Genomic DNA, 15,972 nt, shown 5'->3' on the forward strand with positions numbered 1-15,972 from the left:
ACGCATCGATGTTATGCCAGACCAATAAAGAAACCGGCAATGGTGGCGCTCATCAGGTTAGAGAGCGTAGCTGCGGCCAGTGCTCTCACTCCCAACTGCGCAATTTCTGGCGCACGCTTTGGTGCAATTGCTGAAAACGCACCAACCACCACACCGATAGAGCCAAAGTTTGCAAAGCCACAGAGCGCAAAAGAGATGATTGCGATCGTTTTTACATCCAGGGTACCGGCAGTTTGCAGATACGGAGAGAAGTTGAGATACGCAACAAACTCGTTAATGGCCAGCTTCTGACCAATCAGGCTTCCAGCCAGCGTCGCTTCACTCCAGTCTACGCCCATGAGCCAGGCCAGCGGGGCAAGAAGATAGCCAAAGATTCCTTCAAGTGTGGCATGTCCAAAGCCAAACCAGCCGCCAATGCCGCCGATAATGCCATTGATCATCGCGATAATAGCGACAAAGGCCATGACAACCGTCGCCACACCTGCTGCGATTTTCAGCCCGGTCATCGCCCCACTTGCCGCCGCTTCAATAATGCTTTTTGGCGGTGTTTCAGTGAATGACAGGTTCTCAAAGGTTACCTGAGATGCTTCTGTGGCCGGGCTCAACATTCGGGCGAACAGTATGCCGCCTGGGATTGCCATCAAAGACGCCGCCAGCAGATAATCGATCGGCACGCCCATTCCGGCATAGCCAATCATCATTGAGCCAGCAATAGAGGCCATCCCACTACAGATTGCGGTAAACAGTTCATTGCGGTTAAGGCGATCGATGAAAGGTTTCACGATAGCCGGGATCTCGTTTTGCCCGAGGAAGATGGTGGTGACGGCAACGAATGATTCGATCTTACTGATGTTCAGCGCTTTTTGGAAAATACCGCCAAGCACACGGATTAGCAGCCCCATTACGCCAATGTAGTAGAGCAAACTGATAAGCGCGGTAACAAAAATGATGGCAGGCAATACACGGAAGGCAAAGATAAATCCGGCGCCGTCAAACAGTACATCCATTTTTGGTCCCACCAGTGAACCAAAGATAAATGCGCTACCGGCATCACTGTAGGACATCACTTTGTGCACACCGAGTGCTGCCTGTTCAACAAGCCATTTCCCCGGAGGAAAATAGAGCATGATGCCGCCAATGGCGATTTGCAGTAATAACGCCGCGCCAACGGTACGCAAGCTGATACGTTTTTTATTTACTGACAGCAGAAATGCGATTGCCAGTAATACCGCCATACCCAGAACACTTCTCATTATGTCCATAATGATTTTCCCTTCATGCCAGGAAACCCGACGTTAACGCCAGGTTTTGGTATGTTTGATATTCGCGGGCGACCGCTCTGCCCATGGTTTTTTATCAGGCGAGCCGTTGATATTCTTTGGCAATCTCGCAGGCTAGTACGGCGTTGTTGAACACCAACTGAATGTTGGATTTCAGGCTGTCGCCACCGGTGAGTTCCGCCACACGTGCCAGCAGGAATGGCGTACTCTCTTTTCCTACAACGCCCTGCTCTTCAGCCTCCCTTACCGCCCGGTCGATTGCTGCGTTAATTTTCTCTTCCGCCATCGCAAACTGCTCTGGGATCGGATTCGCGACAACCAGACCACCGCTCAGGCCAGTTTTCCATTTCACCGCCATCGCGCGGGCTATTTCTTGCGCGCTATCCAAACGAATACTGACGTCAAATAAACTGGTGCGGCAGAAAAATGCTGGCAGAGCTTTGGTCTGATACCCAATTAATGGCACACCAAATGTCTCTAAATATTCAGTCGTTAACCCGAGATCGAGAATAGATTTCGCACCTGCACAAACAACCGCGACATTAGTATTTGCCAGTTCTTGTAAATCAGCAGAAATATCAAATGAATGTTCTGCCCCACGATGTACACCACCAATTCCACCTGTCGCAAAGACTTTAATTCCGGCAAGAGCGGCAATAATCATAGTGGAGGCAACGGTCGTGGCACCATTTTTCCCGGCTGCGACAACAAAAGGTAAATCTCGGCGACTGACTTTTGTCACGCTATGGCCTTCACGGCCCAATAATTCAATTTCATCTTTACTTAAGCCGACTTTCATTACGCCGCCAATAATAGCGATTGTGGCTGGAACGGCTCCGTGCTTACGAATAGTCTCTTCTACTTCAATTGCTGTTTGTGCATTTTGAGGGAAAGGCATGCCATGAGAAATAATCGTTGATTCCAGTGCGACAATCGGTTTGTTATTATTTAATGCTTCCTGTACTTCTGGTGAAATTTGCAATAATTCGGATGAGATATTTAATTCAGACATTCTGTGTTCTCCACTAACGATGTAACATTCGCAACAGATAAATCAGGGTTATTGGTATATTCACAGGCAAGTGCCATGGATGAACAACCCTGCGCAAATCGAACTGAATCTATAAATGGCAAACCATCCATCCAGCAGGAAACAAGCCCTGCCATCATGGCGTCACCGGCGCCGGTAACATTAATGACTTTGGTTTTAACGGGCGCAGACCAGCCGCTTTCCCCATTGATATCGCTGTAATAAACACCGTCTCCCCCCATACTGAGCACCAGACGGTTTAAGCCATGCTGATGAAACCAGGAGGCAACTTTTCCGACATCGTCCCGGCCGGAAAGCGTAATTCCGCTGAGGGTTTCCGCCTCAAGTCGATTGGGTTTCAGTGTGTGAATTTGATTGAGCCGCTCGCGAATTTTGACGCACTTCCAGGCTGAAACTGGGTCAACAAACACCGGCACATCGTGTGCATGTTCCAATACCCAAACCAGTGTTTCTTCGCTGAGATTACAATCAACGACGATCACTTTTGCTCTACGAATAAAATCAGCATGTTGTGTTAAAAATTCGGCGGAAATATGATTAGTAATACTCATGTCATTAATGGCGACTAGCATTTCACCGGTATTATCAAGAAGTGATAAATAACTTGATGTATTTTCCCCTGGCACAACAAGACACTTATCAATATGCACTCCAGATTTATTTGTTTGTGCCAACAATGACTGGCCATAAAAATCACCACCCACAGCAGTCAACAACCATGTATTTTTACCAAGAAGCGCCAAATTATGAGAAATATTTCGACCAACGCCGCCTGGCGTGAATTTTATCTTGCCAGGATTTGAGTCAGCATAATTTAAAGATGCATTTGAATACCCGGCAACATCCATATTGGCAGAGCCAATGATTACTATGTATTCCTTTTCACGCATAGCTCGTCCTCTGGCAATAAACTGCCATAAAATGAGTTTACCTGGTAGATAAACCACCATGATTTTATTTATTAGAGCACATGTTCATATTCAAACATGTGTTTATAGTAGGCGTGTTTTGAGCAAAGTAAATACATCACCCAGATCTAAAATGAATAGATATGAACAAAATCACAATTTTTTGTAGGTACAGTTTGCAAGGCAGGGGGAGATTTGAGACGTGGGATACAAAATATGGGCATAAAAAAGGGCAGAGAACTCTCTGCCCCGATTAGACTCGTTTACTTATGCAGCTTTTGCGACAACTTCTGCTTCCGGACGTTTCAGGAAGGCATAAGACAGACCCGCCAGCAATGTTCCTGCAATTATCGCAATCAGGTAACCCACAACCGGGGTAATCGCACCTGGGATTAACAGAACAAACAAGCCGCCATGTGGAGCCATCAGTTTAGCGCCTACTGCCATGGAGATTGCACCAGTCACCGCACCACCAACGATACAGCATGGAAGAACACGCATTGGATCACGTGCTGCAAACGGGATAGCCCCTTCGGTGATAAAGCACAGCCCCAGAACCATCGCTGCTTTGCCGCCTTCCTGCTGAGCTTTGTCGAATTTACGACGCGCAATAAATGTTGCCAGCCCCATCGCCAACGGTGGCACCATACCTGCAGCCATAATGGCGGCCATCGGTGCGTAAGTTTGGGTACTGAGTAACCCGACACCAAATGCGTAAGCCGCTTTGTTCACCGGCCCACCCATATCAGTACACATCATACCGCCAAGGATTGCGCCCAACAGTACCGCATTCGCGGTGCCCATGGTTTGCAACCAGTGAGTCAGACCTTCGAGGATTTTCGAAACCGGCGTACCGATCAGATAAATCATCGCCAGACCCACAATCAGGCTTGAGAACAGTGGAATGATTAGGATTGGTTTCAATGCTTCCATGCTTGGTGGCAGTTTCAGCTTAGTGCTAATCATCTTAGCAACGTAGCCTGCGAGGAAGCCCGCAATAATCCCGCCGATAAAACCAGAACCGGTGCTAACGGCTAACATACCGCCGATAAGACCCGGCGTCAGGCCTGGTCGGTCAGCGATAGAAAAAGCAATGTAACCCGCCAGAACCGGCACCATCAGCGCAAAGGCTGAACCACCACCGATTTGCATCAATGCCGCAGCCAATGTACCAGGCTCTTTAAATGCTTCGATACCAAAAGCGAATGACAGCGCGATACATAGACCGCCCGCGACTACCATTGGTAGCATGAAGGAAACACCGGTTAACAGATGGCGATAAGCACCTACCGACTCTTTTTTTCCTTCATTCGCGCTGGCTGCACTCTGCCCTGTCGCTGCAAAAGGCTTTGCCTCAACAACCGCTTTATCAAGCTCTTGTGCCGTTTTCTTCAGTGCCAGACCTGTTGAGGTGCGGTACATCGGTTTGCCCGCAAATTTTGCCAGGTCAACTTCGATATCGGCCGCAACAATGACCAAATCGGCCTCAGCCACTTCTTCAGGGGTAATTGCATTACCTGCTCCAACCGAGCCGCGTGTTTCAACCTTTACCCACCAGCCACGTTTTTTCGCCTCGGTTTCAATGGCTTCAGCAGCCATAAAGGTATGCGCGACGCCCGTTGGGCAAGCAGTTACTGCAACAATGCGTTTAGGCCCTTTAGCCAGCTCGACCGGTGCAGCACTAGCTGGAGCGGTATAAGGCTTCGCTTTATCTTTCGCTTCACCTAAAAACAGTTCCGGGTGCTGAACTGCACGGTCAATATCACCCAGATATACCTTTTTGCCATTCAGCGAGCTATCGGCAGGAATAGCGGTTCCCACAACGATTGCCATTTCGGCATCGTTCGGATTGTCGATAATCTGCAAGCGCGCTTTTTGCGCGGCTGAACCCAGCAATGTTTTCGCGAGGTACGCACGAGCTTGCCCAAGACCTGGTTCGATAATCAGCAGCGTTTTCATAGTTCCTCTCCTGCTGTCAGTTAAATGGTTTCAGATCAACACGGGCCATCATAGCCGCCAGTTGAGTACGATCTGTAATTCCGACATTGCTCTGACTTACAGCCAGCGCAGCCACTGCCGTCGCTAAACGCAGGGTATGTTCGCTAGATTCACGCATTAACAGGCCGTAGATAAGCCCGCCGACCATAGAATCCCCCGCACCAACGGTACTGACGACTTCGCATACTGGCGGTTTCGCTATCCACTCACCCGATGCGTTAACCCAAAGTGCACCTTCGGCACCCAGAGAAATCACCACATGAGCAATCCCCTGTTCACGCAGTGCGTGAGCCGCTTCAATGATGTCTTTCATTTCCGGTAATTTACGACCGGCCCAAATTTCCAGCTCGCGGCGGTTTGGTTTAACCAACCACGGTGCGGCTTTCAGACCTGCGACTAATGCTTCGCGGCTGCTGTCGAAAATAATGCAAGGGCACTGGCTACGCAGACGCTTCATCCAGTCAGTGAAAGCGTCAGGTGAAACGCCGGCAGGTAAACTGCCACTGACACACACCATGTCAAACTGACCAAGCCAGCTCAGGGAATCAGCAACAAAACGCTCCCAATCTGCAGGAGTTACATCAAAGCCTGAGAAATTAAAGTCGGTCACTTCGCCATCTTTCTCAGTCAGTTTTACGTTGATGCGGGTACGGCCTTGCACCACCTGAAAACGGTTGGCAATACCCAACTCGCTGAACAGTTGCTGAAAACCATCCTGGTTATCTTTACCCAGGAATCCACCTACCGTGACATCGATGCCAAGGTCTTTAAGAACTTTAGCAACGTTAATCCCTTTACCGGCGGCATGCAGACCCGTTGTACGCACGAGGTTTACTTCACCACGTTCAACTTCCGGGGTGTAACCGACCAGATCGTAAGCCGGGTTTAACGTAATTGTTGCGACACGACGACTCATGCTGCCCCCTCACCAAGACCGGCGGCAACCGCTTCACCAATGGCTTGCAGTGCAAGTTCAGCATCCTCACCTACGGCCGTAAAGCGCAGGTGGTGGCCTTTTTTCACGCCCAGTGCGACGACTTTCATCAGGCTGCGACCATTGGCTGGCTTCCCGGTTCCATCAAGGTTTGTCACGGTAATCTCGCTATTAAATTGTTTAATGGTATTCACCAGCACCGTACCAGGACGGGCGTGTAGACCATGTTCATTGCGAATCTGGAAATCAGCACTCAGGCTATTTTGTTCAGTTGGGACATCAGTGGTCAGCAGCATCAGCAACCCAGGTGCATCTGCGTTCAGCAAACGGTCAGCATTGTTGTTTATCAACATGTCGCTCAGGCGATTGAGAACTTGTAAGGGTTGGTCGTCGGCCACTGCAACCGTCATCAACAGCGATACCGGTTGGCCGTCTGCTTCAAAAACTGATGCTGGGCGGCTGATTGCCACAGCACTCGCAAGGTTGCCTTCGGTGCTGTCGTTAAGCCAGATACCCTGCCCGAGATAGAGTGGTTTGCTGGAAACTACATGGCTTACAAAAGCAGAGTTGGCAGCACCCGCCTGTTTAATGCGCCCGGCATTTAATGCCTGAAGCGTCATCAGGTCGGTGGCGGTAACATCCAGCGCTAATAATGAGTTATCAAACAGCAAAGATGCAGATTGTTTTTCGCCCATCAGCAATGCGCGAAGCTCTTCTGCTGAAGTCGCGGTTTTGAGTTGTTCAGCAACTTCGTCATCACTGAGCACATGTGTCAGCTGACGCAGTAAACCAAGGTGTTCGTCAGAACGAGCTGCAATGCCAATTACAATGTAAGCTTTCTGGCCCTCGCCCCATTCGATTCCTTGTGGAAACTGGAACACCTTAACGCCGGTTTTCAATACCAGATCACGGGTATCAGTAGTGCCATGTGGGATAGCAATACCGTTGCCTAAGTAAGTGGAGGTTTGCAGCTCGCGAGCCAGCATACCTTCTACATAGCCAATACTGACGTTCCCTGCCTGCGCGAGCGCAGTGGCAACCAGACGTATGGCTTCTTCTTTATTTCCGGCACTTTCGCCCGGATGAATATCCTGCACAGATAACTGGAACATGGTTCTCCTCTCCTGCTGAATTGAAACGATTCAGCTGCAATGAGAAAAAATGCGCCATCCCACTCCTGAAACTAAATAAGACGACGCTGAAACGTTTCAAGTAGTGTGGAGATCCTCCGCGATTCAGGCAAGATATGTTGTATTTTCGTTACCAGAATTTAGAGGTTACGCACATTTTCACTCCCATCCGAGCCGAAAAAGTGAGCAGTATCACGGTACGTTCAGCAGACAATTTATAAGCATCAGCTTTTGCTGAACATAGCCAGGAACAGCGTTTTAACTTTTCGTGTCGCTTTTGATTTGAACAACTGTTTATTTCCAGGCAAGGCGCGTAAAATCCGCGCGTTCATTGACCAGCCGACACTGAGAGCATGCAAAACTCCCCCATAGCAGCAACACGCAAGCCCCTTGACTTAACTTCTTCCGCCTTTTTGATTGTAGCTTTTTTAACCGGAATTGCGGGGGCATTACAAACCCCAACTCTGAGCCTGTTTTTGACGGAAGAAGTCCATGTTCGTCCTGCGATGGTGGGTTTCTTTTTCACTGGCAGCGCCATCATCGGTATTTTGGTCAGCCAGTTTCTTGCAGGGCGTTCTGACAGGAAAGGCGATCGCAAATCGCTTATTTTTGTCTGCTGCTTATTGGGTGCATTAGCCTGCGTGCTGTTTGCGTGGAACCGTAACTATTTTGTGTTGCTGTTTGTTGGCGTTTTCCTCAGCAGCTTTGGTTCCACTGCTAACCCGCAGATGTTTGCCCTGGCGCGCGAACACGCTGACAGTACGGGCCGTGAAGCGGTGATGTTCAGCTCTATTTTGCGTGCGCAGGTCTCCCTTGCATGGGTGATTGGCCCGCCTATCGCCTACGCGCTGGCTTTAGGTTTTGGTTTTACCACTATGTATCTGAGCGCGGCCTTCGCATTTGTGGTTTGCAGCGTGATGGTACGGCTGCTCCTGCCATCAATGCGTAAAGAGGTGGTAACTAAATCCACCACGCTTGAAGCTCCGCGCCGTAACCGCCGTGATGCCCTACTGCTATTCGTCGCCTGCACCATGATGTGGGGCTGTAACAGTCTCTACATTATTAATATGCCGCTTTACATCATTAATGAATTACATCTGCCGGAGAAGCTGGCGGGAGTGATGATGGGGACAGCCGCCGGGCTTGAGATCCCAACCATGCTTATCGCAGGCTATTACGCCAAACGTTTTGGTAAGCGTTTTCTAATGCGTATTGCGGGAGTCGCAGGTCTGCTGTTCTACATTGGTATGTTGACGTTACATAACGAATTCATGCTGCTGGGCCTGCAACTGCTGAACGCTATTTTCATCGGCATTCTGGCAGGTATTGGGATGTTGTATTTTCAGGATTTAATGCCGGGACAGGCGGGAGCGGCTACCACGCTATATACCAATACGACGCGTGTCGGTTGGATTATTGCCGGCTCGATGGCCGGCGTAGTCGCCGAAATCTGGAACTACCACACGGTGTTTTATATCGCGCTGGGAATGATAGCCATCACCGCTTATTGCATGATGAAAATTAAAGATATCTAGGGCGCAGTCGCAGCTTCCAGATAGATCAGGTAATCCATGGCTTGCTTGCGCGTTGTACCGCACATTTCCCGCGACGGTTGCAAGTTTGCGCAAACCTTTGGTCTTAGCGGTGAAAGAAAGATTTTACAGCGCATATCTGCGCCAAGCTGAACACATGGGGTATCTGCGGGCTTGCCATCTGGCATGCCAGGAATAGGACTTGATACAGAAGGCGCGGTACAACACGCGCCGCAATCGGGACGACAGTCCATCAACAAGACTCCAGTGGGCTGACAAGGATCAGGACTCTAGCAGTAGCAGTGCGGCTTTACTACGTAGATTTATGCACTATCTGCATTGAAATCCGCTTGCCTGAAAGACGCCTCCCGAGTAATTTGACGCAATATTTTCGCTCCTCAATTTTTTACAGGAAACACCGATGCCAAGAGCTAATGAAATCAAAAAGGGTATGGTACTTAATTACAACGGCAAGCTGCTGATTGTTAAAGATATCGATATCCAGGCACCTAGCGCCCGTGGCGCAGCAACGCTTTATAAAATGCGTTTTTCTGATGTCCGTTCTGGCCAGAAAGTTGAAGAGCGCTTCAAAGGTGATGATATTGTCGACACCATCACTCTGACCCGCCGTTACGTTGACTTCTCTTACATTGACGGCAACGAATACGTGTTCATGGATAAAGAAGATTACACGCCGTATATCTTCACCAAAGACCAGATTGAAGAAGAGCTGCAATTCATTCCGGAAGGCGGCATGCCAGACATGCAAGTTCTGACCTGGGATGGCCAGTTGCTGGCGCTTGAACTGCCACAAACTGTGGACCTGGAAATTGTTGAAACCGCACCTGGCATTAAAGGCGCGTCAGCAAGCTCCCGTACTAAGCCTGCAACAATGTCTACTGGCCTGGTCATTCAGGTTCCAGAATATATGGTGACCGGTGAGAAAATCCGCATCCATATCGCTGAAAAGCGTTCTATGGGTCGTGCAGACTAATACGTGTTTTGCGGTTTAACCGACAGACTTCCAAACCCGCTTCGGCGGGTTTTTATTTTGGGAAAAATATTTGTGCTATTTCTTAATGGGATAGCTTACCAGAGGTTTGATCTCCTTTAGCACAAACATACTCTGCATTTCTTTAATCCCCGGCAAACGACGTACCACTGACATGGCAAAGTCCGCATAAGAATCCAGATCGCGCGCGACGACTTGCAATAAGAAATCGGCATCGCCACCGATGCTGTAGCATGCAACCACATCCTCAAGAGCCGCGACCTCCTCTTCAAACTTCTTCGCTTCTGATTCACTGTGGCTGTCTATGGTGACACGAACGAACACCATCACTGCCAGGCCGATCTTGCGACGGTTAAGTACTGCGCGGTAACCCTGAATCACTTCGTCTTCTTCAAGCTTGCGTATTTTTCGCCAGCAAGGTGAGGCTGATAACCCAATTGAATCGGCTACAGACTGGTTCGTCATGCGCGCATCATTTTGTAAGAGAGCCAGAATCTTTACGTCTGTTGTGCTTAAGGTCATCTGGTCAGTTCCTTTTAATTTTAGATAATAAATGGGTCAATCCTGCCCTATTTTGTCCATTTTTCAAGCTATTTAGGCAGCAATTTCCCGTGAGCTTCCTGCATTATATTGTTCACAAAGAGCGACTCCATGAGCCATTTCAGATTCCCCTGCGAGGACAAAATATGAAGTTTGACGCCAGCCAACATCGAAGCACGATTATTATTGATAAAGACCTGAGCCCTGGGCTTGCCATCAACGCAGCCAGCGTTATTAGTATGAGTTTCGGCCATACGGTAGAAAATCTGGTGGGTCCTGACATGCAAAGTGCAGATGCCGTCAATTATCCTGGCGTTATTTATGCCCCTTTGCCGATTCTCCTGGCACCAGGCGCTTATATACAGGAGCTGCTCAACATTGCTGAAACAGACAAAGAGATTTACACGATGCCCTTCAGCGCTTTGGCGCAGTCATGTAAGACATACGATGAATATGGGGAACGTATTTCTGCTGTATCCAGCAATCATATTGAGCTGGTAGCAATAGGGTTAATTGGGCCGAAGAAAAAAATCACCAGGCTCACAGGGAACCTGGGTCTGTATAAATAGGCTTATGTTGCAGCCATAAAAAAACGCGCCAGGAGGCGCGTTTTTTACATCAATTTTTTACATCAATAATGTTCAGCTTACTTCAGCAAATCAGGGAACATAACTTGTTTCAGAGCCAGTTCCACACCGCGAACTTCAGCCAGACCTTTCAAACGACCAATCGCTGAATAACCTGGGTTAGTTTTCTTGTGCAGATCGTCAAGCATCTGGTGGCCATGATCCGGACGCATCGGGATCGGGCGCAGATCGCCGGCGTTTTTACGACGTTGTTCTTCAGTCAGAATCGCTTTCACTACCGCAACCATGTTCACATCACCTTGCAGGTGCGCGCCTTCATGGAAGGTTTTCGGGTTATCTTCGCGGCAAGTTGCGCGCAGATGGGTAAAGTGAATGCGATCGCCGAAGGTTTCAATCATGCGAACAAGGTCGTTGTCGGCACGAACGCCGTAAGAACCGGTACACATGGTGAAGCCGTTATAGATGCTGTCGACAGTTTCTTTCAGCCATTGCATATCTTCAATAGTAGAAACGATACGCGGCAGGCCCAGGATTGGACGCGGTGGATCATCCGGGTGAACTGCAAGGCGAACACCTACTTCTTCCGCTACCGCAACAATGGCGCGCAGGAAGTACGCCATGTTTTCGCGCAGCTGTTCTTTACTGATGCCGTCATATTCAGCAAGACGTGCACGGAACTGGTCAAGGGTGTAACCCTCTTCCGCACCTGGTAAACCAGCAATGATATTGCGGGTCAGTTTTTCTTTTTCGGCATCAGACATATTGTTGAAGTAGCCCAGCGCCTGGCGCTGCTCTTCTTCGCTGTAGTCAGCTTCAGCGCCTTCGCGCTTGAGGATGTGCAGCTCAAATGCTGCAAAAGCAATCTGGTCAAAACGCAGAGCGCGTGAACCATCTGGCAATTCATATTCCAGATCGGTACGTGTCCAGTCCAGAATCGGCATGAAGTTGTAGCACACGGTGTCGATGCCACATTCTGCCAGGTTACGAATGCTTTGCTGGTAGTTTGCGATATGCTTATCGAAGTCGCCGGAGTGAGTTTTAATTTCTTCGTGCACCGGAATACTTTCTACTACAGACCAGGTCAGACCTTTTTCCGCCAATACAGCCAGGCGCTCTTTGATGTCAGCAACCGGCCAAACTTCACCATTTGGGATGTGATGCAAAGCAGTAACGACACCGGTCGCGCCCGCCTGACGCACATCATCCAGAGATACCGGGTCTTTTGGGCCGTACCAACGCCATGTTTGTTCCATCGACAGTTCCTCAGTTTAAGTTGTCATACCAATTCTAGAATGCTGCATTGACTACTACCATACCGGATTCTCGCTTACGGTCAAATTTTGCAATGATATTGGTTGATCCAGCTCACATTAAAGGGATAAAGACAGCAGACCAATTTAATTTGCTGTCATATAACTTTAGACTGAGCCATGTTACCAATTAGTTAACCAGGATTTGCATTTTATGAACACAATTGCTTCAGTCACGTTACCTGCCGATATTCAACAGCCTAATTATGACCGCCGGGCGTTAAAAACTCGCATCGTCCACTTTGGTTTTGGTGCGTTTCACCGCGCACACCAGGCGCTGCTGACCGACCGGGTACTCAATAAATTGGGGGGAGACTGGGGCATTTGTGAAATTAGTCTGTTTAGCGGCGATAAACTAATGAGTGCGCTGCGTGCACAGGACCATTTGTATACCGTATTGGAAAAAGGTCGTGAAGGTAATCAGGCGATTATTGTCGGCGCGGTTAACGAATGCCTGAATGCAAAACTCGATGGATTGGATACCATTATTGAAAAGTTCTGCGAGCCACAAGTTGCGATTGTCTCCCTTACTGTGACTGAAAAGGGCTATTGCATCGACCCGGCGACCGGGAAACTGGATAGCAGTAACGAGCGTATTATTCACGACCTGCAAAACCCTGAAGAACCGCATTCGGCTCCGGGCATTTTGGTGGAGGCACTTAATCGTCGCCGCGAACGTGGACTGCGCCCATTTACCGTACTTTCTTGCGACAACATTCCCGACAACGGCCATGTCGTACGCAATGCGGTAATTGGCATGGCGGAAACTCGTAGCCAGGAATTAGCGGACTGGATTCGCGAGCATGTCACCTTCCCTAGCACCATGGTTGACCGAATTGTTCCTGCGGCCACACCTGAGTCATTGCAGGAAATTACTGATACGCTGGGCGTAGAAGATCCCTGCGCCATTGCTGGCGAGCCGTTTATCCAGTGGGTCATTGAAGATAACTTTGTTGCAGGCCGTCCGGCATGGGAAGAAGTTGGCGTCGAAATGGTGGACGACGTGATGCCATGGGAACAAATGAAGTTACGCATGTTGAACGGCAGCCACTCCTTCCTTGCTTATCTCGGCTACCTCGCCGGCTATCAGCATATTAATGATTGCATGGCAGATGAGAATTTCCGCAAGGCGGCGCATCGTTTAATGATGCAAGAACAAGCGCCAACACTGCGCGTTACGGGCGTAAATCTACAGCAGTATGCCCATAACCTGCTCGAGCGTTTTGACAACCCGGCGCTGAAGCACCGCACATGGCAAATTGCGATGGACGGTAGCCAGAAACTGCCACAACGGATGCTTGAGAGTATTCGCTGGCATCTGCAACAAGCCGATGAGTGGCCATGCCTGGCATTAGGAGTTGCCGCCTGGATGCGCTATGTCAGCGGTATTGACGACGCGGGCAACGAAATTGATATTCGCGATCCATTAGCTGAAAAAATTAAAACGCTGGTCGCAAACAGCTCTGTTAATGAACGCGTTAATGCCCTACTCAGCCTGCATGAAATCTTTGGCAGTGACCTACCTGCTGATGAACAATTCGTCGCGCGTATTACCGCTGCATGGAATGAGTTATGCAGCAAAGGTGCGCGAGCAACGGTCGCAAACCTTATCGATTAATTTAACAATCAATGCCTTTAAGCCCGCTTCACAAGGATGTGGAGCCGTCCGGGCTTCATTTTTTGGTAATTGTTGTTCAGGATAGTGATAATTGAACATCACGTAAGGTTCACTCAACCTGTCCGGAGCACTTGTGACTAAAACCAACCTGATTACCGGTTTCCTCGGTAGCGGTAAAACCACCACCATTCTGCATTTACTTGCCAATAAGCCCGAGCATGAAAAATGGGCTGTGCTGGTCAACGAATTCGGTGAAGTCGGAATCGACGGCGCGTTATTAGCCGACAGCGGTGCTTTGCTGAAAGAAATCCCCGGCGGCTGTATGTGTTGTGTAAATGGACTACCGATGCAGGTAGGGCTCAATACTTTGCTTCGCCAGGGCAAACCTGACCGTCTGCTCATTGAACCGACCGGGCTTGGTCACCCAAAACAAATCCTCGATATGTTGACCGCCGAAGTTTACCAACCCTGGATCGAACTCAACGCTACTCTGTGTCTGCTTGACCCACGTCAGTTGCTTGATGAGCGGGCAGTCAATAATGACAATTTCCGCGATCAACTCGCCGCCGCTGATATCGTCATTGCAAATAAAGAAGACCGTGCCAGCGATGAAAGCCGCGCGGCTCTTAACGAGTGGTGGCTGCGTGAGGGGGCTGGGCGGGAAATGATTACCGCACAAAATGGTCATATCGATATTAGCCTTCTTGATAAACCACGCCAAAACCTGCGCGAGGTGCCATCCAGTCCGGATCATAACCACAGCCATGCAGCAAAACGTGGGTTAGCGGCATTAAGTTTGCCTGAACATCAACGCTGGCGGCGCAGCATCAACAGTGGCCAGGGCTACGTGGGTTGCGGATGGATTTTTGATGCCGACACACTATTTGACACAGTAGGGCTTCTTGAATGGGCTAGACTTGCTCCTGTCGACCGCGTCAAAGGTGTACTGCGTATTGCGGAAGGTTTGGTTCGAATCAACCGTCAGGGCCTTGATTTCCATATTGAAACGCAAAATGCCGCACCACCTGACAGCCGCATAGAGTTAATACATAGCGGTGACGTTGACTGGAATGCGCTACAAACTTCATTGTTGAAGCTACGTTTAAGTTTGTGAGCCTACCCTTTCGTCTTTGTTAAAATATCTAATGATTTCGTATGAATAATATTCGATTACCTCTCATCCTTGTGCTCAATGCACTTGGATTAGTTCTATTTTTTAGTTGGTACCTGCCCGAGGGGCATGGTTTTTGGTTTAACCTGGACTCCGGGATCTTCCATTTTTTTAACCGCGAGTTGGTTAAGAGTCACGCCTTCCTGGTGTTTGTTGCCGTGACCAATAATCGGGTGTTCGATGGCATTTCGCTATTAGCGATGGGTTCACTGTTTTTCTGTTACTGGCGCAAAGAGTCAGCAACAGGCCGCCGACGCATGTTCATCATGGGTATTGTGATGTTATTTTGCGCAATCATTATCAATCAACTTGGCCATTTGATTCCCGAATCTCACGTCAGCCCAACGCTCTATTTCACGGATATTTACCGTGTCAGCGAATTGCTGCATTTCCCGACTAAAGACGCCTCTAAGGACAGTTTCCCTGGTGATCATGGATTAATGCTGCTGATTTTCACCGGTTTCATGCTGCGATATTTCGGCAAAAAAGCGTTTGCTATTGCTGTAATTATTTTCCTGATTTTCATCATGCCACGCATGATGATTGGCGCACATTGGTTCACTGATATCTTCGTCGGCTCGTTATCTATTGCTCTCGTTGGGTTGCCCTGGGTTCTATTAACCCCATTAAGCGATGGGTTAATTAATCTTCTGGATCGTTATTTACCTTGCAAAAAAAGAACAATTCAATAACACCAAATAAACATTATTTTCAGCAATCATCAGAAACCAGAAATGATTGCTGTCTATTTTTTAGACACCCGCATGGGGCGTGTAATATTTAACCTGTCATCTTCATCAGACAAATGAAGTACCTGCACAGATAAGCAACAGTTCTGGTTAACAACTATGCAATATTACTTTTTACCTTTTAACATCACAATTTCTTATAAAATTTCAGA

The 15,972-nt window shown here is 48.8% G+C and carries 15 protein-coding genes; 6 read left to right on the forward strand and 9 right to left on the reverse strand.

Annotation, left to right across the window (positions count from 1 at the left end; translation table 11 throughout):
• Positions 1 to 11: 11 nt before the first annotated feature.
• The 6 genes from M977_RS04280 to fruB form a co-directional block, all read right to left on the reverse strand.
• Positions 12 to 1,262 (reverse strand): NupC/NupG family nucleoside CNT transporter, encoded by a 1,251-nt coding sequence (locus M977_RS04280; protein WP_064512526.1) that lies wholly within the window; start codon positions 1,260 to 1,262, stop codon positions 12 to 14.
• Positions 1,263 to 1,356: 94 nt separating this feature from the next.
• The gene (locus M977_RS04285) at positions 1,357 to 2,292 is read right to left on the reverse strand and encodes a pseudouridine-5'-phosphate glycosidase (RefSeq protein ID WP_064512528.1); all 936 of its coding nucleotides are present in this window, start codon (positions 2,290 to 2,292) and stop codon (positions 1,357 to 1,359) included.
• Positions 2,280 to 3,221 carry a pseudouridine kinase gene (locus M977_RS04290; protein WP_064512529.1) on the reverse strand — a complete coding sequence of 314 codons (942 nt, stop codon included), beginning with the start codon at positions 3,219 to 3,221 and terminating at the stop codon, positions 2,280 to 2,282. Before M977_RS04290 ends, M977_RS04285 begins: the two co-directional genes overlap by 13 nt.
• A gap of 285 nt (positions 3,222 to 3,506) precedes the next feature.
• A complete protein-coding gene (fruA, locus tag M977_RS04295) occupies positions 3,507 to 5,198 on the reverse strand; it encodes a PTS fructose transporter subunit IIBC (RefSeq protein ID WP_064512531.1) in 1,692 nt (563 codons plus the stop codon).
• A 16-nt stretch (positions 5,199 to 5,214) separates the two neighbouring features.
• Positions 5,215 to 6,153: a 1-phosphofructokinase gene (gene fruK / locus M977_RS04300; protein WP_064512533.1), complete on the reverse strand. Its 939-nt coding sequence runs from the start codon at positions 6,151 to 6,153 to the stop codon at positions 5,215 to 5,217.
• Positions 6,150 to 7,283 carry a fused PTS fructose transporter subunit IIA/HPr protein gene (gene fruB, locus M977_RS04305; protein WP_064512536.1) on the reverse strand — a complete coding sequence of 378 codons (1,134 nt, stop codon included), beginning with the start codon at positions 7,281 to 7,283 and terminating at the stop codon, positions 6,150 to 6,152. Before fruB ends, fruK begins: the two co-directional genes overlap by 4 nt.
• 371 nt (positions 7,284 to 7,654) lie before the next feature.
• On the opposite strand from fruB, the gene setB reads away from it, so the two are divergent.
• Positions 7,655 to 8,836 (forward strand): sugar efflux transporter SetB, encoded by a 1,182-nt coding sequence (gene setB / locus M977_RS04310; RefSeq protein ID WP_064512539.1) that lies wholly within the window; start codon positions 7,655 to 7,657, stop codon positions 8,834 to 8,836.
• Here the strand turns inward: setB and M977_RS24215 are convergent.
• Complete coding sequence (locus M977_RS24215) at positions 8,833 to 9,087, reverse strand: YkgJ family cysteine cluster protein (RefSeq protein WP_074391982.1); 255 nt, start codon at positions 9,085 to 9,087, stop codon at positions 8,833 to 8,835. The genes setB and M977_RS24215 overlap by 4 nt on opposite strands.
• A 167-nt stretch (positions 9,088 to 9,254) precedes the next feature.
• Here M977_RS24215 and yeiP point away from each other — a divergent pair, with 167 nt between their 5' ends.
• On the forward strand, positions 9,255 to 9,827 hold the full coding sequence (yeiP, locus tag M977_RS04315; protein ID WP_064512540.1) for an elongation factor P-like protein YeiP: 573 nt from the start codon (positions 9,255 to 9,257) through the stop codon (positions 9,825 to 9,827).
• 75 nt (positions 9,828 to 9,902) lie between these two features.
• Here yeiP and M977_RS04320 read toward each other — a convergent pair whose 3' ends face one another.
• Complete coding sequence (locus tag M977_RS04320) at positions 9,903 to 10,367, reverse strand: Lrp/AsnC family transcriptional regulator (protein ID WP_064512542.1); 465 nt, start codon at positions 10,365 to 10,367, stop codon at positions 9,903 to 9,905.
• A 164-nt stretch (positions 10,368 to 10,531) separates the two neighbouring features.
• Here M977_RS04320 and M977_RS04325 point away from each other — a divergent pair, with 164 nt between their 5' ends.
• The gene (locus M977_RS04325) at positions 10,532 to 10,954 is read left to right on the forward strand and encodes a DUF2000 domain-containing protein (RefSeq protein ID WP_064512544.1); all 423 of its coding nucleotides are present in this window, start codon (positions 10,532 to 10,534) and stop codon (positions 10,952 to 10,954) included.
• A gap of 77 nt (positions 10,955 to 11,031) precedes the next feature.
• Here M977_RS04325 and uxuA read toward each other — a convergent pair whose 3' ends face one another.
• Positions 11,032 to 12,225: a mannonate dehydratase gene (gene uxuA, locus M977_RS04330; protein ID WP_064512545.1), complete on the reverse strand. Its 1,194-nt coding sequence runs from the start codon at positions 12,223 to 12,225 to the stop codon at positions 11,032 to 11,034.
• Between the two features lie 211 nt (positions 12,226 to 12,436).
• Here uxuA and M977_RS04335 point away from each other — a divergent pair, with 211 nt between their 5' ends.
• The 3 genes from M977_RS04335 (at position 12,437) to M977_RS04345 (ending at position 15,763) form a co-directional block, all read left to right on the forward strand.
• The gene (locus M977_RS04335; RefSeq protein ID WP_064512547.1) at positions 12,437 to 13,900 is read left to right on the forward strand and encodes a mannitol dehydrogenase family protein; all 1,464 of its coding nucleotides are present in this window, start codon (positions 12,437 to 12,439) and stop codon (positions 13,898 to 13,900) included.
• 133 nt (positions 13,901 to 14,033) lie between these two features.
• Positions 14,034 to 15,014, forward strand: a complete 981-nt coding sequence (locus tag M977_RS04340) for a CobW family GTP-binding protein (protein ID WP_064512549.1) — start codon at positions 14,034 to 14,036, stop codon at positions 15,012 to 15,014.
• 41 nt (positions 15,015 to 15,055) lie between these two features.
• Positions 15,056 to 15,763 (forward strand): phosphatase PAP2 family protein, encoded by a 708-nt coding sequence (locus M977_RS04345; RefSeq protein ID WP_064512550.1) that lies wholly within the window; start codon positions 15,056 to 15,058, stop codon positions 15,761 to 15,763.
• Positions 15,764 to 15,972: the final 209 nt, after the last annotated feature.

This window comes from Buttiauxella gaviniae ATCC 51604, assembly GCF_001654835.1.
Lineage (GTDB): Bacteria > Pseudomonadota > Gammaproteobacteria > Enterobacterales > Enterobacteriaceae > Buttiauxella > Buttiauxella gaviniae.

Coding starts and splice junctions, on each gene's coding strand:
- M977_RS04335 (WP_064512547.1), top strand. CDS start 12,437: ATGAACACAATTGCTTCAGTCACGTTACCTGCCGATATTCAACAGCCT.
- M977_RS04285 (WP_064512528.1), bottom strand. CDS start 2,292: ATGTCTGAATTAAATATCTCATCCGAATTATTGCAAATTTCACCAGAA.
- M977_RS04345 (WP_064512550.1), top strand. CDS start 15,056: ATGAATAATATTCGATTACCTCTCATCCTTGTGCTCAATGCACTTGGA.
- M977_RS04320 (WP_064512542.1), bottom strand. CDS start 10,367: ATGACCTTAAGCACAACAGACGTAAAGATTCTGGCTCTCTTACAAAAT.
- fruB (WP_064512536.1), bottom strand. CDS start 7,283: ATGTTCCAGTTATCTGTGCAGGATATTCATCCGGGCGAAAGTGCCGGA.
- fruK (WP_064512533.1), bottom strand. CDS start 6,153: ATGAGTCGTCGTGTCGCAACAATTACGTTAAACCCGGCTTACGATCTG.
- setB (WP_064512539.1), top strand. CDS start 7,655: ATGCAAAACTCCCCCATAGCAGCAACACGCAAGCCCCTTGACTTAACT.
- fruA (WP_064512531.1), bottom strand. CDS start 5,198: ATGAAAACGCTGCTGATTATCGAACCAGGTCTTGGGCAAGCTCGTGCG.
- M977_RS04280 (WP_064512526.1), bottom strand. CDS start 1,262: ATGGACATAATGAGAAGTGTTCTGGGTATGGCGGTATTACTGGCAATC.
- M977_RS04290 (WP_064512529.1), bottom strand. CDS start 3,221: ATGCGTGAAAAGGAATACATAGTAATCATTGGCTCTGCCAATATGGAT.
- M977_RS24215 (WP_074391982.1), bottom strand. CDS start 9,087: ATGGACTGTCGTCCCGATTGCGGCGCGTGTTGTACCGCGCCTTCTGTA.
- uxuA (WP_064512545.1), bottom strand. CDS start 12,225: ATGGAACAAACATGGCGTTGGTACGGCCCAAAAGACCCGGTATCTCTG.
- yeiP (WP_064512540.1), top strand. CDS start 9,255: ATGCCAAGAGCTAATGAAATCAAAAAGGGTATGGTACTTAATTACAAC.
- M977_RS04325 (WP_064512544.1), top strand. CDS start 10,532: ATGAAGTTTGACGCCAGCCAACATCGAAGCACGATTATTATTGATAAA.